The 25,157-nt window shown below is 70.7% G+C and carries 22 protein-coding genes; 12 read left to right on the forward strand and 10 right to left on the reverse strand.

From position 1 onward, the window contains the following. The gene (locus tag OG456_RS07850) at positions 1 to 1,017 is read left to right on the forward strand and encodes an Lrp/AsnC family transcriptional regulator (protein WP_266558579.1); all 1,017 of its coding nucleotides are present in this window, start codon (positions 1 to 3) and stop codon (positions 1,015 to 1,017) included. A gap of 14 nt (positions 1,018 to 1,031) precedes the next feature. On the opposite strand, the gene OG456_RS07855 is transcribed toward OG456_RS07850, so the two are convergent. Both OG456_RS07855 and OG456_RS07860 read right to left on the reverse strand, forming a co-directional pair. Further along, the gene (locus OG456_RS07855; protein WP_266569112.1) at positions 1,032 to 1,724 is read right to left on the reverse strand and encodes a DUF6597 domain-containing transcriptional factor; all 693 of its coding nucleotides are present in this window, start codon (positions 1,722 to 1,724) and stop codon (positions 1,032 to 1,034) included. Positions 1,725 to 1,775: 51 nt separating this feature from the next. Next, a complete protein-coding gene (locus OG456_RS07860; RefSeq protein ID WP_266558581.1) occupies positions 1,776 to 2,948 on the reverse strand; it encodes a YihY/virulence factor BrkB family protein in 1,173 nt (390 codons plus the stop codon). An 18-nt stretch (positions 2,949 to 2,966) separates the two neighbouring features. On the opposite strand from OG456_RS07860, the gene OG456_RS07865 reads away from it, so the two are divergent. Both OG456_RS07865 and OG456_RS07870 read left to right on the forward strand, forming a co-directional pair. Then, on the forward strand, positions 2,967 to 4,613 hold the full coding sequence (locus OG456_RS07865; RefSeq protein WP_266558583.1) for an acyl-CoA dehydrogenase family protein: 1,647 nt from the start codon (positions 2,967 to 2,969) through the stop codon (positions 4,611 to 4,613). A gap of 334 nt (positions 4,614 to 4,947) precedes the next feature. Then, positions 4,948 to 6,225 carry a GAF domain-containing protein gene (locus OG456_RS07870; protein WP_266569113.1) on the forward strand — a complete coding sequence of 426 codons (1,278 nt, stop codon included), beginning with the start codon at positions 4,948 to 4,950 and terminating at the stop codon, positions 6,223 to 6,225. A 44-nt stretch (positions 6,226 to 6,269) separates the two neighbouring features. On the opposite strand, the gene OG456_RS07875 is transcribed toward OG456_RS07870, so the two are convergent. The 6 genes from OG456_RS07875 to OG456_RS07900 all read right to left on the reverse strand — a co-directional run bounded on the left by OG456_RS07875 (position 6,270) and on the right by OG456_RS07900 (position 13,362). Then, complete coding sequence (locus OG456_RS07875; RefSeq protein WP_266558585.1) at positions 6,270 to 7,154, reverse strand: SIS domain-containing protein; 885 nt, start codon at positions 7,152 to 7,154, stop codon at positions 6,270 to 6,272. A 294-nt stretch (positions 7,155 to 7,448) separates the two neighbouring features. Continuing rightward, positions 7,449 to 8,234 carry a DeoR/GlpR family DNA-binding transcription regulator gene (locus OG456_RS07880; RefSeq protein ID WP_266558587.1) on the reverse strand — a complete coding sequence of 262 codons (786 nt, stop codon included), beginning with the start codon at positions 8,232 to 8,234 and terminating at the stop codon, positions 7,449 to 7,451. A 153-nt stretch (positions 8,235 to 8,387) separates the two neighbouring features. Beyond that, complete coding sequence (locus tag OG456_RS07885; RefSeq protein WP_266558589.1) at positions 8,388 to 9,575, reverse strand: Gfo/Idh/MocA family protein; 1,188 nt, start codon at positions 9,573 to 9,575, stop codon at positions 8,388 to 8,390. 68 nt (positions 9,576 to 9,643) lie between these two features. Beyond that, positions 9,644 to 11,296 (reverse strand): hypothetical protein, encoded by a 1,653-nt coding sequence (locus tag OG456_RS07890; RefSeq protein ID WP_266558591.1) that lies wholly within the window; start codon positions 11,294 to 11,296, stop codon positions 9,644 to 9,646. 39 nt (positions 11,297 to 11,335) lie between these two features. Further along, positions 11,336 to 12,199: a carbohydrate ABC transporter permease gene (locus OG456_RS07895; RefSeq protein WP_266569114.1), complete on the reverse strand. Its 864-nt coding sequence runs from the start codon at positions 12,197 to 12,199 to the stop codon at positions 11,336 to 11,338. A 113-nt stretch (positions 12,200 to 12,312) separates the two neighbouring features. Further along, positions 12,313 to 13,362 (reverse strand): sugar ABC transporter permease, encoded by a 1,050-nt coding sequence (locus OG456_RS07900; RefSeq protein WP_266558593.1) that lies wholly within the window; start codon positions 13,360 to 13,362, stop codon positions 12,313 to 12,315. A 1,055-nt stretch (positions 13,363 to 14,417) separates the two neighbouring features. Between OG456_RS07900 and OG456_RS07905 the strand changes: the two genes are divergently transcribed. Next, on the forward strand, positions 14,418 to 15,614 hold the full coding sequence (locus tag OG456_RS07905; RefSeq protein WP_266558595.1) for a DUF3472 domain-containing protein: 1,197 nt from the start codon (positions 14,418 to 14,420) through the stop codon (positions 15,612 to 15,614). Positions 15,615 to 15,650: 36 nt separating this feature from the next. On the opposite strand, the gene OG456_RS07910 is transcribed toward OG456_RS07905, so the two are convergent. Together OG456_RS07910 and OG456_RS07915 are read right to left on the reverse strand one after the other, a co-directional pair. Continuing rightward, on the reverse strand, positions 15,651 to 17,213 hold the full coding sequence (locus OG456_RS07910) for a right-handed parallel beta-helix repeat-containing protein (RefSeq protein ID WP_266558597.1): 1,563 nt from the start codon (positions 17,211 to 17,213) through the stop codon (positions 15,651 to 15,653). Between the two features lie 193 nt (positions 17,214 to 17,406). Further along, entirely contained in the window at positions 17,407 to 18,462 is a 1,056-nt protein-coding gene (locus OG456_RS07915) for a M4 family metallopeptidase (RefSeq protein WP_266558599.1), read from the reverse strand. Between the two features lie 109 nt (positions 18,463 to 18,571). On the opposite strand from OG456_RS07915, the gene OG456_RS07920 reads away from it, so the two are divergent. The 8 genes from OG456_RS07920 to OG456_RS07950 all read left to right on the forward strand — a co-directional run bounded on the left by OG456_RS07920 (position 18,572) and on the right by OG456_RS07950 (position 24,993). Then, a complete protein-coding gene (locus tag OG456_RS07920) occupies positions 18,572 to 19,138 on the forward strand; it encodes a GNAT family N-acetyltransferase (protein WP_266558600.1) in 567 nt (188 codons plus the stop codon). A 200-nt stretch (positions 19,139 to 19,338) separates the two neighbouring features. Next, entirely contained in the window at positions 19,339 to 19,422 is an 84-nt protein-coding gene (locus tag OG456_RS50450) for a putative leader peptide (protein WP_323136396.1), read from the forward strand. A gap of 118 nt (positions 19,423 to 19,540) precedes the next feature. After that, positions 19,541 to 21,238: a nitrite/sulfite reductase gene (locus OG456_RS07925; RefSeq protein WP_266558601.1), complete on the forward strand. Its 1,698-nt coding sequence runs from the start codon at positions 19,541 to 19,543 to the stop codon at positions 21,236 to 21,238. Further along, entirely contained in the window at positions 21,235 to 21,414 is a 180-nt protein-coding gene (locus OG456_RS07930; protein ID WP_100591340.1) for a hypothetical protein, read from the forward strand. Before OG456_RS07925 ends, OG456_RS07930 begins: the two co-directional genes overlap by 4 nt. After that, complete coding sequence (locus OG456_RS07935) at positions 21,411 to 22,133, forward strand: phosphoadenylyl-sulfate reductase (protein WP_266558604.1); 723 nt, start codon at positions 21,411 to 21,413, stop codon at positions 22,131 to 22,133. The genes OG456_RS07930 and OG456_RS07935 overlap by 4 nt, the downstream gene beginning before the upstream one ends. After that, complete coding sequence (cysC, locus tag OG456_RS07940) at positions 22,133 to 22,699, forward strand: adenylyl-sulfate kinase (RefSeq protein WP_266558606.1); 567 nt, start codon at positions 22,133 to 22,135, stop codon at positions 22,697 to 22,699. The genes OG456_RS07935 and cysC overlap by 1 nt, the downstream gene beginning before the upstream one ends. Next, entirely contained in the window at positions 22,696 to 23,634 is a 939-nt protein-coding gene (gene cysD / locus OG456_RS07945) for a sulfate adenylyltransferase subunit CysD (RefSeq protein WP_266558608.1), read from the forward strand. Before cysC ends, cysD begins: the two co-directional genes overlap by 4 nt. Continuing rightward, positions 23,635 to 24,993, forward strand: coding sequence for a sulfate adenylyltransferase subunit 1 (locus tag OG456_RS07950; RefSeq protein ID WP_266558610.1), 1,359 nt, complete (start codon positions 23,635 to 23,637; stop codon positions 24,991 to 24,993). Positions 24,994 to 25,157: the final 164 nt, after the last annotated feature.

A 25,157-nucleotide genomic window follows, 5' to 3' on the forward strand; every position in this document is an offset into this window, starting at 1 on the left:
ATGCGAGAAACGGTCACCGCCAGCGAGCTGGACCTCGCTCTGGTGAACGCCCTCCAGTTGCGGCCCCGGGCCTCCTGGTCGGAGCTCTCGCCGCTGCTCGGCGTGACGGCGGGCACGCTGGCGCGGCGCTGGGACCGGCTGACGCGGGCGGGGCTCGCCTGGGTGTACGCGGCGCCGGGCCGTGAGTTCACCCGCAACCGCTGCACGGCGTTCGTGCTGCTGCGCTGCCTGCCGCAGGAGCGGTCGCGGCTGCTCGCCCGGCTGAGTGAGCTCCCGGAGGCGGTGACGATCGAGGTGACCGCCCCGGGCAGCTCCGACCTGCTGCTCGACGTGCTGGCCCCCGACCTGCCCTCGCTCAGCCGCTTCCTCACACGGGAGCTGGACCTGCTGCCGGGGATCGTGTCGGTCAGCGCCCTGTTCGCCACGTCGCTCTACGTCGAGGGCAGCCGCTGGCGGCTGCGCTCCCTCGACCCCTCGCAGATGACGGCGCTCGGCCATGCCACGGCGGCGCAGGAGCCGGCGCGCGGGCTCGAACTCGACCACGTGGACCGGGCCCTGCTCGGCGAACTCGTCCGGGACGGGCGGCTCGGCCTCGCCGAACTCGCCGAGCGCACCGACACCAGCCCGCCCACCGTCCGGCGCAGGCTGCGCCGCCTCACGGACTCGGCGGTCCTGACGTTCCGCTGCGACATCGCGTCCGCGCTCGCCGGTCATCCGGTCCCGGTGTCGCTGCTCGGCCGGGTCCCCGCGCGGGACATCGGCACCGTCCACCGCACGCTCGCCGCGCTCCCGGAGTGCCGTCTTGTCGCGGCCGTCACGGGTCCCGCGAACATCTTCGCCACGCTGTGGGTACACGACCTGGGAGACATCCAGCGCCGCGAGACCGCGCTGTGCGCCCGGCTGCCCACGCTCACGGTGACGGACCGCATCGTCGGCCTGCACACCGTCAAGCGCATGGGGCATCTGCTCGACGAGGAGGGGCGCCGGGTCGGGATCGAGCCGATCTCGCCCTGGTAGGCGCGGCCGCCCCGTCAGACGAGACGGGTCAGCGGAGCACCCGCCAACTCCCTTACGTCACGCGCCAGATGGGCCTGGTCGGCGTACCCCGCCCGCGTGGCCGTCTCGGCGAACGGCGCTCCCCCGCGGGCCAGCGCGAGGGCGCGTTGCAGACGCAGGACGCGGGCCAGGGTCTTGGGTCCGTAGCCGAACGCGGCGAGGGAGCGCCGGTGCAGGCTGCGGGCGCCGAGCCCCGCGCTGTCGGCGGTCTCGGCGACGGTGCGGCCCGCGCCGAGCGACGCCACGATGTGCGCGAGGACGGCGTCGGGCGGCGCGGCTCCCCGTTCGAGGGCCACGGCTTCGAGGGCGGCCGCCGGGTCGTGTGCCGCGTCGACCCGTTCGGTCAGGCGCCGCACCTGGTCCGACGGCCACAGGTCGGCGAGGTCGACGCGCCGGTCGCGCAGTTCCTGGGCCGGGACGCCGAGGACGGCGGGCGCGGTGCCGGGGAAGAAGCGGATGCCGGCGAACCGGGTGGCGCCGCTGATGCCGGGCCGGTACGCGTGTGTGTCGGGTCCGGCGACGAAGAGGCGTCCCTCGGTCCACAGCAGGTCCATGCAGCCGTCGGGCAGAACGTCCGGTCCGGGGCTTCGGCCGTCGCCGCCCGGGGTGACGGTACGGGTCCACAGGACCGCGCCCGCCACGCTCGGCGCCGCCCGCTCCCGGTACACGTCAGCCACGCCTTCGAGGCTACGCCGCGTGCGCGGGGTGGCGTCGGCAGGTCAGTTGTGGTCGTGGTGGCCGTGATCGCGCTGATGAGGGTCCTGCGGATGGTCGCCGTTCTTGCGCACGTGCGTGCGCAGGCGGGACGACACGTCGTCCGGGGGCAGGAACTTCGACCAGCGCTCGGGGAACTCGGACGGCATGTCGGGGTCGTCCGCGTCGTCGCCGCCGTGCGCCTCGCGGGCGGCGGAGCGGGCGACGTACTCCGCGGCCTGCTTGGTCCGCCACCGCTCGTTGGCGGCACGGGCGACCGACGTCGCGACGGACGGCCAGACCCGGTCGATCGCCGCGTTCACCGCGGCGCCGACGAGCACCGCGAACGCCGACACGCCGATCCACAGGAGCACGGCGACGGGCGCGGCCAGGGACCCGTAGATGGTGGGGCCCTCGATGGTGCTGGTGATGTAGAGGCGGAGCAGGAAGCTGCCCGGCACCCACATCGCGAGGGCCACGAGGGCGCCGGGGACGTCCTCGATCCACGGCGAGCGCACGGGCACGGACACGTGGTAGAGCGTCGTCAGGAACACCACCGACAGGAGGAGGACGACGGGCCAGTACAGGACCTGGACCACGGTCTCCGACCACGGGACCAGGGCGATCACCGCGTCCGGGCCCGCGATCATCAGCGGCAGCGCGACCGAGCCGACGATCAGCGCGACGAGGAACAGCAGGAAGGCGAGCAGTCGGGTCTTGACGATGCCGCGCACGCCGTCGAGCCCGTACATGACCGTCACCGTGTCGACGAACGTGGACACGGCGCGCGAGCCCGACCACAGCGAGAACAGGAAGCCGATGGAGATGACGTCCGGGCGGCCCTTCATCGCGTCGTCGAGGATCGGCCGGGCGATCTCCTTCACGCCCTGGTCGCTCAGGACGGTGCGCGACGCCTCCAGGATGTTGTCGCGAACGCCGGCGATCGTGTGGGCGCCGGTCCAGGTGTCGACGTAGGCGAGCAGCCCGATGAGGGAGAGGAGCAGCGGGGGCACGGACAGGAGCGTGAAGAACGCCGCCTCGGCCGCGAGCCCCAGGATGCGGTACTCCATGCACGAGTTGACGGTGTCCTTGAGCAGCAGCCAGGCGGTCCTGCGCTTCGAGACGTTGCGATAAAGGGCGCGGGCCCGGTGGAGTCGGCCTCTGCGTGGCCGATCGGGTGTTTCTTTTGCCTGGTGCACGTCCTTACCGTATCTGTCATGGCAGCCACCACCCACGCAGTGACCAACCAGGCTCCGCCCCTGGTGGGATATGACGTTTTTGCCGCGGACAGGGCCCTCACCGAGGGACTCGAACGGCATCTGGAGCCCCCGCTCACCGCCGAGGTCCGCGAGGAACTCGGCGTCCTCGGCCGCGCCGCCGGTTCCGCCCAGGCCCTGGAGTGGGGCGTGCTCGCGAACGGGAATCCGCCGACGCTGCACACCCACGACCGCTACGGGCACCGTGTCGACGAGGTCGAGTTCCATCCGTCCTGGCACCGGCTCATGGGCAAGGGCGTCGCGGCCGGGCTGACGTCGGCCTGGTCGCGGCCCGGCGGCCATCTGCGGCGCGCGGCCGCGTTCCTGGTGTGGAGCCAGGTCGAGGCGGGCCACACCTGCCCGCTGTCGATGACGCACGCGGCGGTGCCCGCGCTGCGGGCCGATCCCGCGCTGGCCGCCGAGTGGGAGCCCCGGCTGACCTCGATGGTGTACGACGCGGGGCTGCGGCCCGCCGCCACGAAGGCGGGCGTCGTGTTCGGGATGGGCATGACGGAGAAGCAGGGCGGCAGCGACGTCCGCGCGAACACGACGCGGGCGACGCCGCTCGCCGAGGACGGCACGTACGAGCTGACCGGGCACAAGTGGTTCTGCTCCGCGCCCATGTCGGACGGCTTCCTCGTCCTGGCGCAGGCCCCGGAGGGACTCACGTGTTTCCTGCTGCCGCGCGTCCTGGAGGACGGCACGCGCAACCCGTTCGCGATCCAGCGGCTCAAGGACAAGCTGGGCAACCGGTCGAACGCGTCGGCCGAGGTCGAGTTCGACGGGACGTGGGCGCGCCGGGTCGGGGACGAGGGGCGCGGGGTGCGCACCATCATCGAGATGGTCGCCGCCACCCGCCTGGACTGCGTGCTCGGTTCGGCCGCGATCATGCGCCAGGCCGTCGCGCAGGCCATCCACCACTGCACGTACCGCGAGGCGTTCGGCGGTCTGCTCGTCGACAAGCCGCTGATGCGCAACGTGCTGGCCGACCTGGCGCTGGAGTCGGAGGCCGCGACGACGCTGGCACTGCGGCTCGCGGCGGCCCAGGACGCCGTGCAGGACACCGGGTCCGAGCAGGAGCGGGCGTTCCTGCGGATCGCGGTCCCGGCCGCCAAGTACTGGGTGACGAAGCGGTGTACGCCCATGGCGGCCGAGGCCCTGGAGTGCCTGGGCGGGAACGGTTACGTGGAGGAGTCCGGCATGCCGCGGCTGCTGCGCGAGTCGCCGCTCAACTCGATCTGGGAGGGGTCCGGCAATGTGCAGGCGCTCGACGTGCTGCGGGCGTTGCAGCGCGAGCCGCAGGCGCTCAACGCGTTCCTCCAGGAGGTCGGCAGGACGCGGGGCGCCGATCACCGTCTCGACGGCGCCATCAAGGACCTGCTGACCGAACTCGCCGACCTGGAAGGCATCGAGGCACGGGCGCGCCGGGTCGTGGAGCGGATCGCTCTCGTGCTCCAGGGCTCGCTGCTGGTGCGTCACGCGCCGCCGGAGGTCGCGGACGCGTTCTGCGCCTCGCGGCTCGGCGGGGACTGGGGTGCGGCGTTCGGCACGCTGCCCCACAGCCTGGACCTGCGGTCGGTCGTCGAGCGGGCGCGCCCTGCGAGCTGAGCGACCGGTCGGGCGGAGGTCGCGGGGTGACGACTGAGGTCACGGGCCTTGACGACCGAGGTCACGGGGGTGATGCTGCGCCGACACGGCACCACCCCCGCCCTTCAGGCCCCGTGAGGAGCTCCCGCGCCGCCGGAGCGGCACGGTTTCAGCTTCGACCGACGTACGGCTGTTCGCCAGAGTTGCAGAGGGTTGCAACGGTCGCGTCCGCCTTTCCGCCCCCGCAAAGGCCGGTGAAGCGGCACGATGAGCACCCGTCCCCACGCACTGGTCTTTTCCAGGAGGACCCGTGACGCAGAAGAACTCGACCGTCGATCTCGGCCGGCTGTTCACCATGGACTGCTCCCTGGCCACGCGGCTCCTGAAAGGTGTCCGCGCCGCGACCCTGTCGGGGCAGCCGCCGCAGATCCTGCCGCGCCCGGTGATCGGCGAGTCCTGGAACCGCATGCTCCGCAGCGGGGTCGACCCGGACCGTGACGTGCGCTCGGGCCTGCTGAGCATGGAGGAGGTGGAGGAGCGCCGCCAGTCGTCCGTGCTCCTGGAGATCCTGCCGGTGCTGCGCGAGGCGCTGGTCACCGTCGCGGACGCGGCGCAGCACATCATGGTCGTGTCCGACGCGGACGGGCGCCTCCTGTGGCGCGAGGGCAGCGCGGCGGTGCTGCACAAGGCCGACCGGCTCGGCTTCGAACTGGGCGCGGACTGGGCCGAGGAGACCGTCGGGACGAACGGGGTGGGCACGCCGCTCGTGACCCGGCGCCCTGTGCAGGTGTTCTCGGCCGAGCACTTCGTGGTGTCGCAGCACACCTGGACGTGCACAGGGGCACCGATCACGGACCCGCGCGACGGGCAGCTGATAGGCGTCGTCGATGTGAGCGGCCCGCTGGAGACGATGCACCCGGCGACGCTCTCGCTCGTCGGGACGGTCGCGCAGCTGGCGGAGGCGCGGCTGCGGGAGCGGCATGCGGCGGACCTCGACCGGTTGCGGGCCGTCGCGGCGCCGGTCCTCGCGCGGATCGGCGGCCGGGCGGTCGCCGTGGACGTCCAGGGCTGGACGGCGGCGGTGACGGGGATGCAGCCGGTGGACCGGATCGCGCTGCCCAAGTCGCTGTCCGAGCTCTCGGAACTCTCGGACGGGCGGGCCTGGGTGCCGACGCTGGGGATGTGCGCGGTGGCGCCGCTGCCGGGCGGCTGGCTGCTGCGGCCCGACGGCCCGGACGGGGCGGCCGAACCGCTCGGCGGCACCCGTGTCGTCCTGGACGTGAGCGGGCCCCGGCGCTGGTCGGTCACGGTGACGGACGGCACGCGGTCCTGGTCGCACGAGCTGAGCCCGCGCCACGCCGAACTCCTCTATCTGCTGGCCCTGCACCGCCCCGGCGGGCGCACCGCGTCGGGCCTCGCGGAGGACATGTTCGGCGACCCGACGCGCACGGTGACGGTGCGCGCCGAGATGTCGCGCGTACGCCGCTATCTCGGCAGCCTGCTCGGGCACCGCCCGTACCGCTTCCACGAGGAGGCGGAGCTGGAGGTGGTGCTCCCGCAGAGCCCGGCGGACCTGCTGCCGCACTCGGTGGCGCCCGGCGTGCTGAGATCGCGGCCGGCGCCGCCGCACTGACCCCACCCCCGCAACAGCGGTTTCCTCAGGCGGAGTCGACCCCGTCAGACCCGGGCGAGGATGACCGAGCGCGTGAGGTGGCGGGGCCGGTCCGGGTTACGGCCGCCGGCCACCGCGACCGCCACCGCGAGGCGCTGCGTCCGTACCAGTTCGGCCAGCGGGTCGAGGCCTCCCGCCACCCACATGCCGCCGGTGGCGTGCACCTCGTCGGCGAGACCGGCGGGCGCCTCGCCGAGCATCCACGTGACCGTGCCGCGGGTCGAGACACTGATCGGGCCGTGCCGGTACTCCAGGGCCGGATGGGCGCCGGTCCAGGGGAGTTGGCTCTCGCGCATCTTGTGGGCCGCCTCGCCCGCGAGCCCCACGGTCCAGCCCCGGCCGAGGAACGTGAACTGCGTGCAGTCGACGAGCCACGGGGCCAGCGGCTCGGCGAGCGCGTCGTGCGCGTCGTCCACGACATCCTGCGAGTGCAGCCCGAAGTGGGCGCGCAGCAGCGTGAGGGCCGAGGTCGGGAAGCGGGTCTGCACGACGGACTTCTCGTCGGCGAAGTCGAGTGCGAGCACGTCGTCGGCGGCCGAGGCCACCGGGGTCGCGGCGTCCGTGGTGATCACGGTGGTCCTGACGCGTCCACGCAGCCCGGCGAGGAGGCGGAGCACCTCGGTGGTGGCGCCCGAGCGGGTCAGGGCGACGACCCGGTCGTAGTGGCGTCCGGCAGGGAACTCCGAGGCGGCGTGGGCGTGGGTCTCGCCGTGGCCGGCGTCCTCGCGCAGCGCGGCGGCGGCCTGCGCCATGAAGAGCGAGGTGCCGCAGCCGACGACGGCGACCCGCTCGCCCGGCTCGGGGAGCAACGCCCCTCGGGCCAGGGCGAGTTCGGCCGCCCTGTCCCAGCACTCGGGCTGGCTGTACAGCTCATTCTCGATATGGCTCATGGCGCACCCTCACATCCCAGCACATGCTTGGTTGTGCAAGTTATAGCGCGTTTTCGAGCATGTGAGATCAGCCAACCCCGTCGAATCCCGCCGAGAGTCCATGTGCACGCTCCAGAAGTCCATGCGAGAACAGGTTTCTCCTGAACGGTGGGGGGAGGGAGGTGCTTGCAGATATGTGCTGTTGCTCGTGCTCGACAAGAGAGTGGCGGCGGGCGGCGCCAACCAGCGCTGGACGAAGCCGAGTTGATTTAGAAGTGACCGGGCGCCGTCACAACACGCCCTACGGGCGCCCGGTCACACGCAGATGACTTCGATGCCCTGCGCCGTGATCTCCTCGACGAGTTCCTCGGGGGCGTCCTTGTCCGTCACCAGGATCGACACCGCGTTCAGCGCGCACACCTGGGCGAACGCCCGTCGGCCCAGCTTCGAGGAGTCGGCCACCACGATGACCGTGCCCGCGCGTTCGGCGAGCGAGCGGTTCGCGCTGGCCTCCGACTCGTCGTGGGTGGCCGCGCCGAAGCGCGGGTGGACCGCGTCCACACCGAGGATCGTGTAGTCGAGGGCGAGGCTCTGCAGGACGGACGTGACGAGCGGGCCGACGAGTTCGTACGAGCTCGGCCGGGCCACGCCGCCCGTGACGACGATCTTCACATGGGGGCGGATCGCCAGCTCGTTGGCGATGTTGATCGCGTTGGTGACGACGGTGAGCGCGACGCCGCCGGACGTGCCGCCCGGGTCGGTGCGGACGGCCAGTTCCCTGGCCACCTCGGAGGTCGTGGTGCCGCCGTTGATACCGACGACGGAGCCCGACGGGACGAGTTCGGCGACCGCCTTCGCGATCCGCTGCTTCTCGTCCGCCTTGCGGGCCGTCTTGTAGCGCAGCGGCAGGTCGTAGGCGACGGAGCTCACCACGGCCCCTCCGCGCGTGCGGGTCAGCAGGGACTGCCGGGCCAGTTCGTCCATGTCGCGCCGGATCGTGGCGGAGGAACAGCCCAGTCGCTCGGCCGCCTCCGTGACATCGAGATGACCCTCATTGCCGAGTATTTCCAGCAGTTGGGTCCATCGGGCATGTGCGCCCACTTGCTCCTCCTCGCGACGCGCGTAGCGTAACCCGCGCCGTTCTCCGCATCCAGACGTGATCATCCGCGCACCTACACGTGACCGCCTGTGTGCGCACGCGGGCGTGGGCGGGCCCGCCCCCTCCGACGGGCCCGCCCACGCCTGCGCTGGCTGCTACTCCCCTGCTTCGCGCGGCAGTTGACCGCCGTCGAAGTACGCGAGAAGCTCCGGCTCGAGCTCCGGGACGTCGTACGGCACGCCCCCCTCGCGCAGCGAGCGGGTGGCGAGCGCACCGGCGGCGACACTCATCCGGGCCGCGACGGGCGACGTGTCGGTGACGCCGCCCTCGCGCGCGAAGCGGCAGAACTCGCCGATGATGCGCTCGTCGGCGCCGCCGTGCGAGCCCGTCGCCTCGGGCACGCGGTACACGATGTCGGCGTCCTTGCGGTAGCCGCTCGGGCCCGTGTTCCATACCCGGACCTCGTCGCCGGGGCTGTCCCCGAAGTTCTCGAGGCGGCCCTCGGTGCCGATGACCGTGTAGTTGCGGAAGTAGTCGGGGCTGAAGTGGCACTGCTGGTAGGCGGCGATGACGCCGTTGTCCAGCTGCATGTTCATCACCGACACGTCCTCGACGTCCACGACGTGGTGCAGGTCGTGGCGCTCCGTCGGCGGCCAGTCGAACTCCTTCAGCCAGCCCTCGGGGCGCGGGGTGTCCGGCTCGCGGCGCGGCAGGTCCCCGTAGACCATGAGGTCGCCGAGGGCGTTGACGCGCTTGGTGTAGCCGCCGGCCAGCCAGTGCACGACGTCGAGGTCGTGCGCGGCCTTCTGGAGGAGGAGGCCCGTGGTGCGGGTGCGGTCGGCGTGCCAGTCCTTGAAGTAGTAGTCGCCGCCGTACGAGACGAAGTGCCGTACCCACACGGTCTTCGGCTCGCCGATCTCGCCGCGCGCGATGATGTCGCGCATGAGGCGCACGACGCCCATGTGGCGCATGTTGTGGCCGACGTAGAGGCGGGTGCCGGTCTTGTACGCGGTGCGCAGGATGGTGTCGCACTGCTCGACCGAGATGCCGAGCGGCTTCTCGACGTAGACCGGCTTGCCCGCTTCGAGCGCCTCGCAGGCGATGGCTTCATGGGTGTCGTCGGGGGTGGCGACGATGACGGCGTCGATCGAGGGGTCCTCGAGGAGCCTTCGGTAGTCGTCGACGGCGACCGCGCCCTCGTACAACTCCGGTACCTTCGCCCGAATCTGCGGGTCGAGGTCGGCCACCGCCGCCACGACCGACCCCCTGCCGGGGCGGTGCGCGGCGGTCGCCAGATTCCGTCGCAGTCCGAGCCCGATGACGGCGATGCGCAGGTCTTCCACGTGCGGGTGTCCTGTTCTGCGTGCGGGACGCATAGGGGTGCTGAGCGGTGCTTGCCGTGCCGGGCTCACTACTTGCTGTCGGCGATGGCCTTCTCGAACTCGTCGCGCATGGCGTTGCCCGCCTCGCGCTGCCAGGTCGGCAGGATGTCCTTCTTGAAGGAGGAGAGCGGGGTGCGGCCGGCGACGATGTCCTTGACGGCCTGGTACACCGTGTCGGTCGAGGAGGCGCCCTTGTTGGCGTTGGTGTCCGAGAAGAAGCCCGTGGTCGGGTTGATCTTGGCAAGCTTCATCAGCTCGACCTGGGCCGCGTGGATACCGCGGGTGATGTCGGGCTTGCCCGGGAGGTACAGCGTCTCGGGGGCGTTGCCGAAGAAGTTGATCGCCTGGCGGGTGGTGATGACCTCGGCGTTGCCCTTCTTGTTGAGGAGCACGTCACCGTCCTTGGAACGGGTGTGGTGCGTGCCCTCGATGCCGTTGTCCAGGAAGAGCCGCTCCTCGGTGCCGAAGGGCGCGCTGAGGTAGTTCATGACCTGGAGCAGGGTTTCGATACGGTCCTTGCTCACGGCCTTGTTGATGGCCGTGAAGCCGACCGAGCCGTAGCCGTAGCCCCAGCTGGGGGTCATCCCCTTCTCCGCGGCGAACGGGACGACGACCTTCTCCGGCCAGTCGTACTGGTTGCTGTCGCTGAGGAAGCCGGGGAAGGACTGGACGTGCAGTCCGAGGAACCCGCCCTCCATCTTCTCCAGGGTCGTCGGCAGGTTCGGGTCCGGCCAGAACAGCTGCGCCTTCTGGCACCTGAGGGCGAACTCCAGGCCGGCGTGGAACTCGTCGGTCTCGAAGTAGTGGGTGAGCTTCCCGCCCTCCGTGCGCCAGCCGTTGGGCGCGCCGTGCCAGTAGGCGAACTGCAGGATGTGGTTCACGTACGCCGGCTCGAGGACGTACTTCTTGCGCTTGACGTCGAGGAGTTCCTTCGCCTTGTCGAAGAAGTCCTGGGCGCTCTCGAACTGCACGCCGCCGACCGGCTTCCAGAAGTCCTCGTTCGCGACGTAGACCTGGCCCATGCGGCCGTACGGGACCGCCATGCCCCAGATCTTGCCGTTGAAGACGGCCGTCTTCCAGGCGAACTCCGGGATGTTGGCGAGGTTCGGGTACTTCTTCACCGCGTCGCCCGACAGGTACTCGGTGAGGTCGTGGAACTTCGCCTCGAGCAGCGCGGGGACGTTCTTGAGGCCCTGGTTCGGCGGGAACCACATGAGGTCGGGCATGTCGCCGCCGGCGATGGTGGCGTTGAACTTCGCGCGGTAGACGTCGTCGGCGCCGAGGCCGTTGACGATCGTCATCTTCAGGTCGGAACCCAGGCGCTTGTTGAGCTCCTGCCAGTACGCGTTCCGGTTCATGGCCGGGGCCGCGGTCGTGAAGGTCTCGGTCAGGGCCGTGACCGGCTTGCCGTCGCCCGGCTTCTCGGTGACGCTGCGGGTCAGGTTCTTGGGGTAGCGCAGGTACGCCGGGTCGAGGCCCGCCGCGTTGCCCGGCAGGTCCGGCGCCGGGACGTTCGCGGGGACGTACGTCGGCAGCTTCAGCTTGGCCGACGCCTTGGCGCCGCCACCACCCGAGGCCGCGCCGGAACCACAGGCCGTGAGGGAACCGACACCGGCGACGGTGAGGCCGGCGACGGTCGCGGCACCGAGGAACCCGCGGCGGTTGAAGTCTCTGGAGGACATGACTCTCCTAAGGGGCGAGGAGCGGTTGAGGGTGGTGGCTCAGGCCTTGATGGCGCCGGTGAGAACGCCCTTGACGAAGTACTTCTGGAGGAACGGGTAGACCGCGATGATCGGCAGGACCGCGAGGATGAGCACGGCCATCGACAGGGCGGTGCTGGCGGGCAGCACGCTCACGCCGAGCGCCTTCGCGTTGAAGGTGTCGCCCTGGAGGACGTAGCTGCGCAGCACCACCTGGAGCGGCAGCTTGTCCGGGTCGTTGATGTAGAGCATCGCGTTGAAGAAGCTGTTCCAGTACGTCACCGCGTAGAACATGCCGACCACGGCGATGACGGCCTTCGACAGGGGGAGCACGATCCGGCACAGGATGGTGAGTTCACCGGCGCCGTCGAGGCGGGCCGCCTCGTGCAGTTCGTCGGGGATGCCCTGGAAGAACGCCCGGACCACGATGATGTTGAACGCGTTGAGCAGGATCGGCGCGATCATCGCCCCGTAGGTGTCGAGCAGTCCCAGCTCCTGCACCACCAGGTAGTTGGGGATGATGCCCGGCGTGAACAGGAACGTGCCGACGACGATCAGGAGCAGCGGCTTGCCCGCGAAGGTCCGCGGCCGGGAGAGGCCGTAGGCGAGCGCGATCGTGCAGAGCAGGCTGAGCGCCGTGCCGATGACCGTGACGCCGATGCTCACGACGGCGGCGCGGGTGATGACGCCGCCGGACAGGACCACCCGGTACGCCTCGAGCGTGGGGTGCGACGGGAACAGCACGTAGCCGCCGTTCGCGGCGAGTTCGGCCTTGGAGGAGAGGCTGGTGCCGATGGCGAGCAGGAACGGGTAGCCGACGGCCACGATCATCGCGACGATGACGATGAACTTCAGCGTCTGGGCCGCCGGGTTGGGCTGCTCCATCCAGGCGGGACGCTCGGCGGAGCCGCGGCGCTTCCTGCTGCCGGTGCGGCCCTTTCGGCTCTCCCGGCTCTCCTGGCTCTCGGGCCGCAGGGTGGTGGATATGGGCGCGGTGCTCACTGGTAGACCCCCTGCTCGCCGAGGCGGTGCGCGAACTTGTTGGCGAGGACGATCATGACGAAGCCGATGACGCCCTTCATCAGGCCGGCGGCGGTGGACATGCCCCAGTCGCCGTCGACGACGCCGTGGAAGTAGACGTAGGTGTCGAGGACTTCGGAGGCGTCCCGGCCGACGTTGTCGCGCTGGAGGAGGATCTGCTCGAAGCCGACCGACAGGATGTCGCCGAGGCGCAGGATGAGCAGCATGATCATCACGGGCCTGATGCCGGGCAGCGTGATGTGCCACATGCGGCGCAGCCAGCCCGCTCCGTCCATCGCCGCCGACTCGTAGAGCGAGGTGTCGATGGAGGCCATCGCGGCGAGGAAGATGATCGCTCCCCAGCCGGCGTCCTTCCAGACGCTCTGGGAGGTGATCAGGTAGATGAACGTGTCGGGGTTGTTCATGATGTTGCCGACGTGCACGCCGTGGTCGTTCAGGTAGCTGGTGACCGTGCCCGCGCCGCCGAAGACCTGCTGGAACATGCCGACGACGACGACCCACGACAGGAAGTGCGGCAGGTAGACGACCGTCTGCATGAGGCGGCGGGTCTTGTTGCTGATCAGCGAGTTCAGGAAGAGCGCGAGGGCGATCGGCGCGGGGAAGTAGAGGATCAGCTGAACGGCGCTGATCTTCAGCGTGTTCCACACGGCCGTCCAGAACTCCGGCTGTTCGAGCAGGGCCTTGAAGTTGTCCCAGCCGACCAGCGGGCTTCCCTTGAAGCCGAGGTAGGGCTGGTAGTCCTGGAAGGCGATGCTGTTGCCCGCGAGCGGGAGGTAGAAGAACACCGCGAAGTAGAGGATGCCCGGCACGCACAGCAGGAGCAGGGTGCGGTCCTGCCTCAGACGCTCGCGCAGGCTCCGCCGCTCGGCGGGCTTGCGCCCCTTCCTGCCCGGCGTCCCCTTCGTGCCGGACGCCTTCTTCCTGCCCGATGTTCCGGGTGCCTCGTGCGGTAGGTCGGGCGGGTTTTGCGATGTGGGCGTGGGCGATGCGGACGCAGCGGCCGACACATTCACCTCCTGCGTCGAGTGGCGAGCGAGGGTTGGTTTCACAGGGCCCTCGCGGGGGCTGCGGCCCGGCTCGCGAGGTACCGGAATCTTGCGTCAGCCTGCCAACGGATGACAAGACTTGATTGGTAACTATTTAGATCTTGCAGCTTCACGCATGAAACGCGCAGGCAACGAACACGGTCACCGCAGTCGCACGCACCGCCCCCGACCTGGGCGAAGCCGACCTTCCGTGTTTGGACTGACGACCGCTGGTCTTTGGACTTTGGTGGAAATTGCTCCCTAGGGCCCTGGACCACCCACCAGTCAGTACGTGCTCGCACCGTCGCAGCAGGGCGAGACAGGTCCAGATCCCCAGGCAGACGCCACCTCTCGGGCGCCGTCGGCGTTGCCCTCGCGCCGACCCTGGCGGGTGGTGCCACCCCGGCCCTCGCCGACTCCGCGCACGCACCCTCCGGCCCCGCACGCGTGAGCAGGCACAGCAGCGCGGCGGACGGCGAGTGCGGGGGCAGGGCGTGCAGCAGCGCTCCGTCGATGACGGCTGCCCCCGCGAGTGCGCCGGCCTTGTGCGGGGCACCGGCGCCGAGGGCCCTGACAAGTTGCATCGCCGGATGGTTTCCGCGACCACGGCGTGCCGTGCGCGGTCCAGGGCGTCGGCGCGATGTCCCAGATCGCGTTCTCGGCGGACGGCGCCCCGACCCGCCACTACCGCGACCTTTTCACCGCCGATCCGGACCGCTACGAGCGCAAGCGCCACGAGCTGCTCGTGCGCGGATCCACGTCAACGTGTACGGCCTCGCCTGCTGGTTCGCCTCCGCCGCACTCGAGGAGGACGACATCCGGCGCACCTGCGAGGCCGTGAACGAGGCGTTCGCGGCGCTGTTGACGGCCCTGCGCGCCCCCTCTTGCCCCACGCCGCCAGATGGCGCAGGATGTGCCCGGCGCGCGTGATCATGCTCTAAGTCGCGCGCTTTCAATCACCTTCGCGCACGACGTTGCGCAGTGCAGCCCGACGCACTCCCTTCACGCATCCACCTCCATCACAGGCAGGGTTTTCGATGACTGGACGCTTCACCCGTTCCCTCAAGCGGCGGTCCGTGCCGCTCCTCGCGGCGCTCGGCCTCGCCGCCGGAGCCGGCCTGGCCTCCGCCCCCGCGGCGAACGCGGACGACGCCATCGGCACGACCCCGGGGACGTACACCTACTACTCGTTCCCGTCGGCGACCGACGGGCTCGGCGAGGTCACCTGGTCCACGACGGTCGAGAAGGACCCCGGCTACAACGCGAACACCTTCTGGAGCCACCAGTTCGGCTTCAACGTCGGCAACGGCGCCTACATCGGGATGCAGCGCAACGGCGGCGACAAGCCGACGTTCCTGTTCTCGGTGTGGGACAGCTTCGAGCGCAAGCCCGGCTCGGAGGGCAGCTACTGTCTCCAGTTCGGCGGTGAGGGCGAGGGGTCCAGCTGTCGCATGAACCACGACTGGGAGGAGGGGCACACCTACACCTCCACGGTCGCCTACGAGGGCGACGGCTGGTTCGGCGCCACCATCCACGACAAGACCACGGGCGAGTCGTTCAAGCTCGGCAGCGTGCAGACGCCGGCCACCGCCATCAAGTCCACGGGCCTGATCGACTGGGTCGAGTACTTCGAGTGGAACGACCCGCGGGCCACCTGTTACGACCAGCCGTACTCGGACGCCCACTTCGGCCTGCCCACCGGCACCGCCGTCGGCGCCGGTGCGGCCGTCAGCTCGGTGACCAAGACGAAGAGCAACCCGCCCTGCGCCGCCGCCGTGGACGCGCGTCCCGACGGAAGCACCAACCAGCGTCTGGCGCTGGGCAATTCGAAGCGCGCCGAGATCACCGCACCCGGCGACAAGTGCCTCGCCCCGAGCGGCGCCGCCGAGGACGGCGCGGAGCTCACGCTCGCCGCGTGCAAGGACAACGGTCCCGGCGCCTTCGAGCAGTCCTGGGTCCTCGCGGCCGACGGCACCGTCCGGCTGCCGTCGAACTACTGCCTGACCGCCAGCGACAAGAAGAGCGTGCGCATCGCCGACTGCGCGGGCGACATCGCCACCGGCGGCAAGGTCACCGACCCGGCCAAGCTGTGGACGTACAACCCGGGCAGGAAGACCCTGGTGAACCAGGCGACCGGGCGCTCCCTCGCCCCCGCGGGCTCCGGCGTGAAGCTCGCGCCCGCCGGACCGGACACGCAGGGCTGGCACGCGCCGGTGCCGGTCGGCGCCCCGTAGGGCGCCCCGACCAGCATCAGGGCGCCCCGCCGATCGTCACCGATCGGATGAACTCCCGTTCCAGGCGCCGATGTTGGGCGCCGCTCCGGGCACCATCGGGTTGCCAGCGAAGTCGCGGGTGCCCGCGTCGGCGAGCGGCGCCCCCGCGCCCAGTGCGGGCGATCCGGCACGCAGGGCGTAGGCGGCCGCGGCATCCCCGTAACCCGTGGCCGTGCCCGGGCGGGTGAGCATCGGGTCGGCGGTGATGCCGCCGGAGTTCGCGGGCGCCGCCCCGATCCCGTACAGCGCGTTGTGGGACGCGGTGACGCCGCCGGAGCGCAGCGTGAAGGCCGCCGTGCCGGCGCCTTCCTTCACCACGATGTTGTCGTCGAAGGCGATCTCGTGCCGGCTGGTGGTGTTCTCGTTGACGACGGTCTGGCTGACGCCGTCACCGACGTAGATCGTGTTGTGCAGGAAGCGGACCCCGGAGAACGAGCCGCGGCAGGTCTCGATGCCCCTGAAGTGGTCGTTCTGGCTGATGTTGAAGCGGATCACGGCGTCGCCGAGGGTTCCGTCGGCGCTGCAGACGAGGAAGAAGCCGCCCGCGTTGTCGTGGCTGTAGTTGTACTGGAAGACGGTCCCGAAGGAGCCCTCGTCGACGTCGTACGCCATGCCGTCGCGGGTCGTCTCGCCGCCGGACGTCTCGTTGTACTGGAAGACGGTGCCGTCCGCGTTCCACGGCCACATGCCCGCGTTGTATCCGGCGGAGCGGCGCTGGAAGCCGTGCAGGGTGTTGTGCTCGACCAGGGCGTTCTTGGTGGCGGTCATGACGATGCCGTCGCCGCCGAGGTCGTCGAGGGTGTTGCCGCGCACGACGACGCCGGTGGACGGGCCCCAGTGCGGGCCGTTCGGGTCGTAGCCGCTGATGGCGGGCCGCTGGTTCCAGCTGGAGGCGAAGAAGATGCCCTCGCGGTCGACTGTCCTGAGGGTGTTGTTCTCGACGCGTACGTCGTCGTAGTGCGTCTCCTTCGCCGACCCGGTGACGGAGAAGAGGATGCCCGCGGAGCCGTCGTTGTCCTTGGTGTCGTCACCGCGGATGTCGTGGATGTCGAGGCCGGTGAGGCGGTAGTGCCTGCCGGTGCCGTAGTCGTCGAGGACGACGCGCACGCCGCGGCGCTTGGTGCCCGGGTTCGCCGCGTTGGTGATCTCCAGGTCGGAGACCTCGATCCACTGCGTGTTGCGGAGGAGGACGGTGTCGGGGGCGCCCGCTCCGTCGATCACCGGCTTCGCCCCGCTGCCGTACGGGGCGATGCGGACGGGGCTGCCGGGGGCGCCCGCGCCGTTCGGGGTGAGGGTGCCCGTGCAGCGGGTGCCGCGCTTGAGAAGAACCTGGTCGCCGGGGCCGAGGCGCTGGGCGTTGACGGCGGCGAGCGTGCGCCACGGCGCCTTTCGGGTGCCCTTCTCGGGGCCGGCGCCGGCGGCCCGGCAGTCGACGTAATGGGCGCGCGTCTTGAGCGGGGAGGCGGCCGTGGCGGCGGGGGCGGCCGCGAGGGCCGTGACGCCCGCGGTCGCGGCGGTGCAGAAGGCGACGAGCGCGGTGCTGACGCGGGTGCGTCCCATGACGTACCTCCGTGAGTGGTTGCGGATGCCGGAGGGACGGAGCCCCCGCGGGTGGCTCAGAGCGTGCCGCCGGGCCGCGCCCGACTCCATGGACTTACGGAGGGGATTCCTGGACATCTGCCGCCGGCCGGTGCCCCTGGCCTTCTCTTTCGTGTGCGCGCGGGGCGGCGCCCGGCCGCCGCCCCGCGCCGGCTCACACCCCGGGGATGCCGCGGGCCTGGAACGCCTTGCGCACGGCGTCCGCCGCGCTCTTGCCGTACATCTTCTGCGCGGTCGCGACCGTCGTCAGGGCCGCGTCCTTGAAACTGGTGTCGGGCGCGAAGCCGAACTGCGCGTCGACGATGACGCGGTCCGCCGTCCGCGCGCCGAGCGCACCCCTGATGTCGAAGAGCGCCTGGGACCAGATCTCACCGTCCGCGTGCACCTCTCCCACCTTGTCGGCGTACGTCTTGCCGGTGTCGAGGCGGCGCAGGCAGTGCGGCGCGGTGGCCGTGTACGAGACGGAGTCCCAGTCCGCAAGACAGGCGAGGTCGGTCTTGTGCGGCCAGCCGTACGTGGCGTCCGCGTAGGCGCCGACGGACGCCGCGAGGTAGTCGCCCCACGCCTCACCGATGGCCCCGGCCTCCTCGGAGGTGCCGAACCCGGGGACCTGCGCGTTGTGCACGGCGTGCCCGTACTCGTGGACGATGACCTCGGCGTCCTCCGCGTCGTCGACGCCGCCCTTGCCGAAGCGGATCTCGGCCTTCTTGTCGGTGAAGAAGGAGTTGTCGGCGCCCCACTGGTCGATGCGGACCGGCTGCGCGCGGTCGTTGGCGCCGGGCAGTTCGCTGCCGAAGCCGAGGCTCTGCAGGTACTCCTGTGCCTCGTTGACCCAGAAGTAGGCCATGACCTGCTCGAACTGGTCGTCCTGACGGTCGTACGTGCCGGCGTCGGCGACCGAGGCGGCGCCGCCGGTGTTCGATCTCACGGTGACCCACTTGCCCGAGAGGCCGCCGCTCGCGTCGAGGTTCCTCAGCGCGGCGAGGGTGTAGGCGGAGGCGGGAACCGCGGTCGGGGAGTCCTTGGCGTCGGTGAGGGTCTGGTCGCCGGACGACTGGACGGGGTTGACCATGAAGATCCGACCCTGTGGGCCGGCGGCCTGCGGAGCGGTCGTGGCGGAGGCCGGGGCGGCGAGTGTCGCGAGGGCCACGGTGGTGATGGCCGTGGCGAGGAGACCGCGGGGTGTGCGGCGAGTTGTCCTGCGGGGCATGAACATCCTCCAGGTGCGTCGTGCGCGGGGGGCGGCGTGGCGCGGGCGGATCTTCCCGTATCGCGGACCGCTTTGGCCAGGGTGCGGAGCCCGTGATTGCCTGATCCGCATGAGCAACATCGCTGTGACCACCTGGTCCCTGGAGCAGACCGCTCCCTCCGACCTCCGGCCGGCCGCCGCACCCGAGGGCGGCGACCTCCGCATCGTCCGCGCCGAGGTGCCCTCGCCGGAGTTCAGCCGCTTCCTGTACGCGTCCGTCGGGGGCGACATCCTCTGGACCGACCGCCTGAGCTGGACGTACGCGCGCTGGCAGGAAGTCCTGGCGCGTCCGGGCACCGAGACATGGGTGGCGTACGAGAAGGGGACCCCGGCCGGTTACGTCGAGCTGGAGGCGCAGGACGACGGCGTCGTCGAGGTCGTCTACTTCGGCCTGATCCCCGCCTTCCGGGGCCGCCGCATCGGCGGTCACCTCCTCTCTTACGGAGTGGCCCGCGCCTGGGACCTGGCCGAGCGGTGGCCGGACCGCACGCCGACGAAGCGGGTCTGGCTGCACACGTGCAGCAAGGACGGTGAGCACGCGATGGCCAACTACGAGCGGCGCGGGTTCCGCCTCTTCGACACGAAGGTCGAGGAGGAGCCCGAGGTGGCGACGCCGGGGCCGTGGCCCGGGGCGTAGCGGGGGGTGTGGGAGCAGCGACAAGAACATGAGGGGCGCCGCGGGACACCGCGGCGCCCTTCCCGTACGCTCCCCGTCTCTCCGGTCCGTTCCCGTCCCCTCCAGTGACGCGCGACACACCTGTCCGCGATGCGAGACAGTCCTGTCCACCTTCTGGACAGTGGTGGACTGGGCCGAAAGTCCCATGACACGCTTCCGTCATGGATCGAGCTGGAATTGCCTTGGTGAGTCGGCGGCACGTCGATCTCTGCCGCATGTCCAGCGCCATGTGTCCGGTGAGCTGACTCCACCAGCACCGCCGCACTTTCTCCCCGTACAGCACCCTGCGCACCGCCGCGCCCTCGCGCGAAGTGTGCTGGTCAAAGCTGTCAGAGCCGCCGCCCGCCTGAAGGACGTACACCCATGGCTGCCACCCCTGAAAAGCCCACGACCGCCGCGCCGCGCCGCAAGGTGAGCCGTCACCGCGGCGAGGGCCAGTGGGCCGTGGGTCACTTCACGCCGCTCAACGGCAACGAGCAGTTCAAGAAGGACGACGACGGTCTCAATGTGCGGACACGCATTGAGACGATCTACTCGAAGCGCGGCTTCGACTCCATCGACCCCAACGACCTCAGGGGCCGCATGCGCTGGTGGGGGCTCTACACCCAGCGCAAGCCCGGGATCGACGGCGGCAAGACCGCGATCCTGGAGCCGGAGGAGCTGGACGACGAGTACTTCATGCTCCGCGTCCGCATCGACGGCGGCCGGCTGACCACCGAGCAGCTGCGCGTCATCGGCGAGATCTCGCAGGAGTTCGCCCGCGGGACCGCCGACATCACCGACCGGCAGAACATCCAGTACCACTGGATCCGCATCGAGGACGTGCCGGAGATCTGGCGGCGCCTCGAAGCGGTCGGGCTCTCCACCACCGAGGCCTGCGGTGACACGCCCCGCGTCATCCTCGGCTCGCCCGTCGCCGGGGTCGCCGCCGACGAGATCATCGACGGCACGCCCGCCATCGACGAGATCCAGCGGCGCTTCATCGGCAACCCTGAATTCTCGAACCTGCCGCGCAAGTTCAAGACGGCGATCTCCGGATCCCCGCAGCTCGACGTGGCGCACGAGATCAACGACATCGCGTTCGTCGGCGTGAACCACCCCGAGCACGGCCCCGGCTTCGACCTCTGGGTCGGCGGCGGGCTGTCCACCAACCCCAAGCTGGGCCAGCGCCTCGGCGCCTGGGTGCCGCTCGACGAGGTGCCGGACGTGTACGGCGGCGTCATCGGCATCTTCCGCGACTACGGCTACCGCCGCCTGCGCACCCGCGCCCGCCTGAAGTTCCTGCTCGCCGACTGGGGCACCGAGAAGTTCCGGCAGGTCCTGGAGGACGAGTACCTCCAGCGGAAGCTGGTCGACGGGCCCGCACCCGAGCAGCCCGCCGGCACCTGGCGCGACCACCTCGGCGTGCACCCCCAGAAGGACGGCCTCTTCTACGTCGGCTTCGCGCCCCGCGTCGGCCGCGTGGACGGCACGACCCTCACCAAGATCGCCGAGATCGCGGGCGCCCACGGCTCCGGCCGGCTGCGCACCACCGCCGAGCAGAAGATGATCGTGCTCGACGTGGCCGAGGACCAGGTCGAGTCGCTGGTGGCCGAGCTGGAGGCGCTGGACCTGAAGGTCAACGCGTCCCCCTTCCGGCGCGGCACCATGGCCTGCACCGGCATCGAGTTCTGCAAGCTCGCGATCGTCGAGACGAAGGCGCGCGGCGCCTCGCTGATCGACGAACTGGAACGCCGCGTCCCGGAGTTCGACGAGCCCCTCACGATCAACATCAACGGCTGCCCCAACGCCTGCGCCCGTATCCAGGTCGCGGACATCGGCCTCAAGGGCCAGCTGATGCTGGACGCAGACGGCAACCAGGTCGAGGGCTACCAGGTGCACCTGGGCGGCGCGCTGGGCCTCGAGGCCGGGTTCGGCCGCAAGGTCCGCGGCCTGAAGGTCACCGCCGCCGAGCTCCCCGACTACGTCGAGCGGGTCCTCAAGCGCTTCCAGGCTGAGCGCGAGGACGGCGAGCGCTTCGCCACGTGGACGGCGCGCGCGTCCGAGGAGGCTCTGTCGTGAGCGAGCGAGCCGCCCCGTTCTACTGCCCCTACTGCGGCGACGAGGATCTGCGTCCGAACGAGACCGGGCACGGCGCGTGGGAATGCGCGGCGTGCAATCGGGCCTTCCAGTTGAAGTTCCTCGGGCTGCTGACCCGGGGAGTTCAGCGCAACGACGGTGGAGGGGAAGACATATGACGACCACTCAGTCCACTGAGGTCGCCGACCGGACCGAGCCCGACCTGCGGGAACTTGCGGAGCGGGCCGGGCGCGACCTGGAGGACGCGTCCGCCCTGGAAATCCTTGAGTGGGCGGTCGACACGTTCGGCAAGCGCTTCTGCGTGACCTCCTCCATGGAGGACGCGGTCGTCGCCCACCTCGCCTCGCGCGCCAGGCCCGGCGTGGACGTCGTCTTCCTCGACACCGGCTACCACTTCGAGGAGACCATCGGCACCCGGGACGCCGTCGAGGCCGTGATGGACGTGAACGTCATCACGCTCACGCCCCGGCAGACCGTCGCCGAGCAGGACGCCGAGTTCGGGCCGAAGCTGCACGACCGCGACCCCGACCTGTGCTGCGCCATGCGCAAGGTCAAGCCCCTTGAGGACGGCCTGAGTTCGTACACGGCGTGGGCCACGGGACTGCGCCGCGACGAGTCCCCGACGCGGGCGAACACCCCGGTCGTCGGCTGGGACGAGAAGCGCCGCAAGGTGAAGGTCTCGCCGATCGCCCGCTGGACGCACGACGACGTCGAGGCGTACGTCGCCGAGCACGGTGTGCTGACCAACCCCCTGCTCATGGACGGCTACGGGTCTGTGGGCTGCGCCCCCTGCACCCGGCGCCTGCTCGAGGGCGAGGACGCGCGGGCCGGCCGCTGGGCAGGACGCAACAAGACCGAGTGCGGGATCCACGGCTGATGCCCGGAACCACAGAGACTTTGGAGAAGCAAGTGACCGGAGCCACCGTCTGGCTCACGGGTCTGCCGAGCGCGGGCAAGACCACCATCGCCAACGAGCTCGCCGAGCGGCTGCGCACCGACGGCCGCCGCGTCGAGGTGCTCGACGGGGACGAGATCCGCGAGTTCCTCTCGGCGGGCCTCGGCTTCAGCCGCGCGGACCGCGACACGAACGTGCAGCGCATCGGCTTCCTCGCCGAACTCCTCGCCCGTAACGGCGTGTTGACGCTCGTCCCGGTGATCGCGCCGTTCGCGGACAGCCGCGAGGCGGTGCGCAAGCGCCACCAGGCCGGCGGCACCGGCTACCTGGAGGTGCACGTGGCCACGCCCGTCGAGGTGTGCTCCGTGCGCGACGTGAAGGGCCTGTACGCGAAGCAGGCGGCGGGCGAGATCTCCGGGCTGACCGGGGTCGACGACCCGTACGAGGCACCCGAATCGCCCGACCTGCGCATCGAGTCGCACACCCAGACCGTGCAGGAGTCCGCGGCGGCGCTCTACGCGCTGCTCACCGAGAGGGGTCTCTCATGACGACCGTCGCACCCACCACCGGCGAAGAGACCGACAGCCCGTACGCGCTCTCGCACCTGGACGCCCTCGAGTCCGAGGCCGTGCACATCTTCCGTGAGGTCGCGGGCGAGTTCGAGCGGCCGGTGATCCTCTTCTCCGGCGGCAAGGACTCCATCGTGATGCTGCACCTGGCGCTCAAGGCGTTCGCGCCGGCGCCGGTGCCGTTCACGCTGCTGCACGTCGACACCGGGCACAACTTCCCCGAGGTTCTCGAGTACCGCGACCGCGCCGTCGCCGAGCACGGGCTGCGGCTGCACGTCGCTTCCGTGCAGGAGTACATCGACCGGGGCGCCCTCAAGGAGCGTCCCGACGGGGTGCGCAACCCGCTCCAGACGGTGCCGCTGACGGAGAGGATCCAGGCGGAGCGCTTCGACGCCGTCTTCGGCGGCGGCCGCCGCGACGAGGAGAAGGCCCGCGCCAAGGAGCGCGTGTTCTCCCTGCGCGACGAGTTCTCCCAGTGGGACCCGCGCCGCCAGCGCCCCGAGCTGTGGCAGCTGTACAACGGCCGCCACGCCCCCGGCGAGCACGTGCGCGTCTTCCCGCTGTCCAACTGGACCGAGCTCGACGTGTGGCAGTACATCGCCCGCGAGAGCATCGAGCTGCCGGAGATCTACTTTGCGCACGAGCGGGACGTCTTCAAGCGCTCCGGCATGTGGCTGACCGCCGGTGAGTGGGGCGGCCCCAAGGAGGGCGAGAGCGTCGAGAAGCGCCTCGTCCGCTACCGCACGGTCGGCGACATGTCGTGCACCGGCGCCGTCGACTCCGACGCTACGACGCTGGACGCCGTGATCACCGAGATCGCCGCCTCCCGGCTCACCGAGCGGGGCGCGACCCGCGCCGACGACAAGATGTCCGAGGCCGCGATGGAAGACCGCAAGCGCGAGGGGTATTTCTAAATGAGCACCACCACAGAGCAGTTGGCCGACCTGTCGGCCACCACCCTGCTGCGGTTCGCCACCGCCGGTTCCGTCGACGACGGCAAGTCCACCCTCGTGGGCCGCCTGCTGCACGACTCCAAGTCGGTCCTCACGGACCAGCTGGAGGCCGTCGAGCACGCGTCCCGCAACCGCGGTCAGGAGGCGCCCGACCTGGCGCTGCTCACCGACGGCCTGCGTGCCGAGCGCGAGCAGGGCATCACCATCGACGTCGCCTACCGCTACTTCGCCACGCCCCGGCGCCGGTTCATCCTGGCCGACACCCCGGGCCATGTGCAGTACACCCGGAACATGGTGACCGGCGCGTCCACCGCCGACCTCGCCGTCGTCCTCGTCGACGCCCGCAACGGCGTCATCGAGCAGACCCGCCGGCACGCCGCCGTCGCCGCGCTCCTGCGCGTCCCGCACGTGGTGCTCGCGGTGAACAAGATGGACCTCGTCGACTACGCGGAACCCGTCTTCGCGAAGATCGCCGAGGAGTTCACGGCGTACGCGTCCGACCTCGGCGTTCCCGAGATCACCGCGATCCCGATCTCCGCGCTCGCCGGTGACAACGTCGTGGAGCCGTCCGCGAACATGGACTGGTACGGCGGCCCGACCGTCCTAGAGCACCTGGAGACGGTCCCGGTCAGCCACGACCTGACGAGCTGCCACGCGCGGCTGCCCGTCCAGGTCGTCATCCGCCCGCAGACCGCCGAACACCCCGACTACCGCGGTTACGCGGGCCAGATCGCGGCCGGCACGTTCCGCGTCGGCGAGTCCGTCACGGTGCTCCCGTCGGGCCGCACGTCGAAGGTCTCCGGGATCGACCTGCTGGGCAAGTCGGTCGACGTGGCGTGGACGCCGCAGTCGGTGACCCTCCTCCTGGAGGACGACATCGACATCTCGCGCGGCGACCTGATCGTGCCGAGCGGCGACGCGCCCGCCACCTCGCAGGACGTCGAGGCGACCGTCTGCCACGTGGCCGACCAGCCTCTCGCCGTCGGCCAGCGCGTGCTTCTCAAGCACACGACGCGCACGGTCAAGGCGATCGTCAAGGAGATCCCCTCGCGGCTCACCCTGGACGACCTGTCCCAGCACCCCGAGCCGGGGCAGCTGGTCGCCAACGACATCGGCCGCGTCAAGGTCCGCACCGCCGAGCCGATCGCGCTCGACGACTACGCCGACTCACGCCGCACCGGTTCGTTCCTCCTCATCGACCCGGCCGACGGGACGACGCTCGCCGCCGGCATGGCGGGCGAGGCGTTCGGCGGCAAGCCGCAGGCGGTCCACGCGGAAGAGTCCGCGCAGGCCACCGACGACGAAGGCTGGGACTTCTAGTCATGACGTCCATCGACATCTACGCGACGTTCGCGAAAGAGGGCGGCCGCGTCGGCAGCGGCACCCTCGGCGCGGGCCAGGGCGGGGTCGGGCGATGTGCGTGCTGACGTACGCGCACTGCCTGCGCGCCCACACCCCCCGCGACCTGTTCGTACGAAGACAAA

Origin of the sequence: Streptomyces sp. NBC_01446 (assembly GCF_026340095.1) — a bacterium.
GTDB lineage: Bacteria > Actinomycetota > Actinomycetes > Streptomycetales > Streptomycetaceae > Streptomyces > Streptomyces aureus.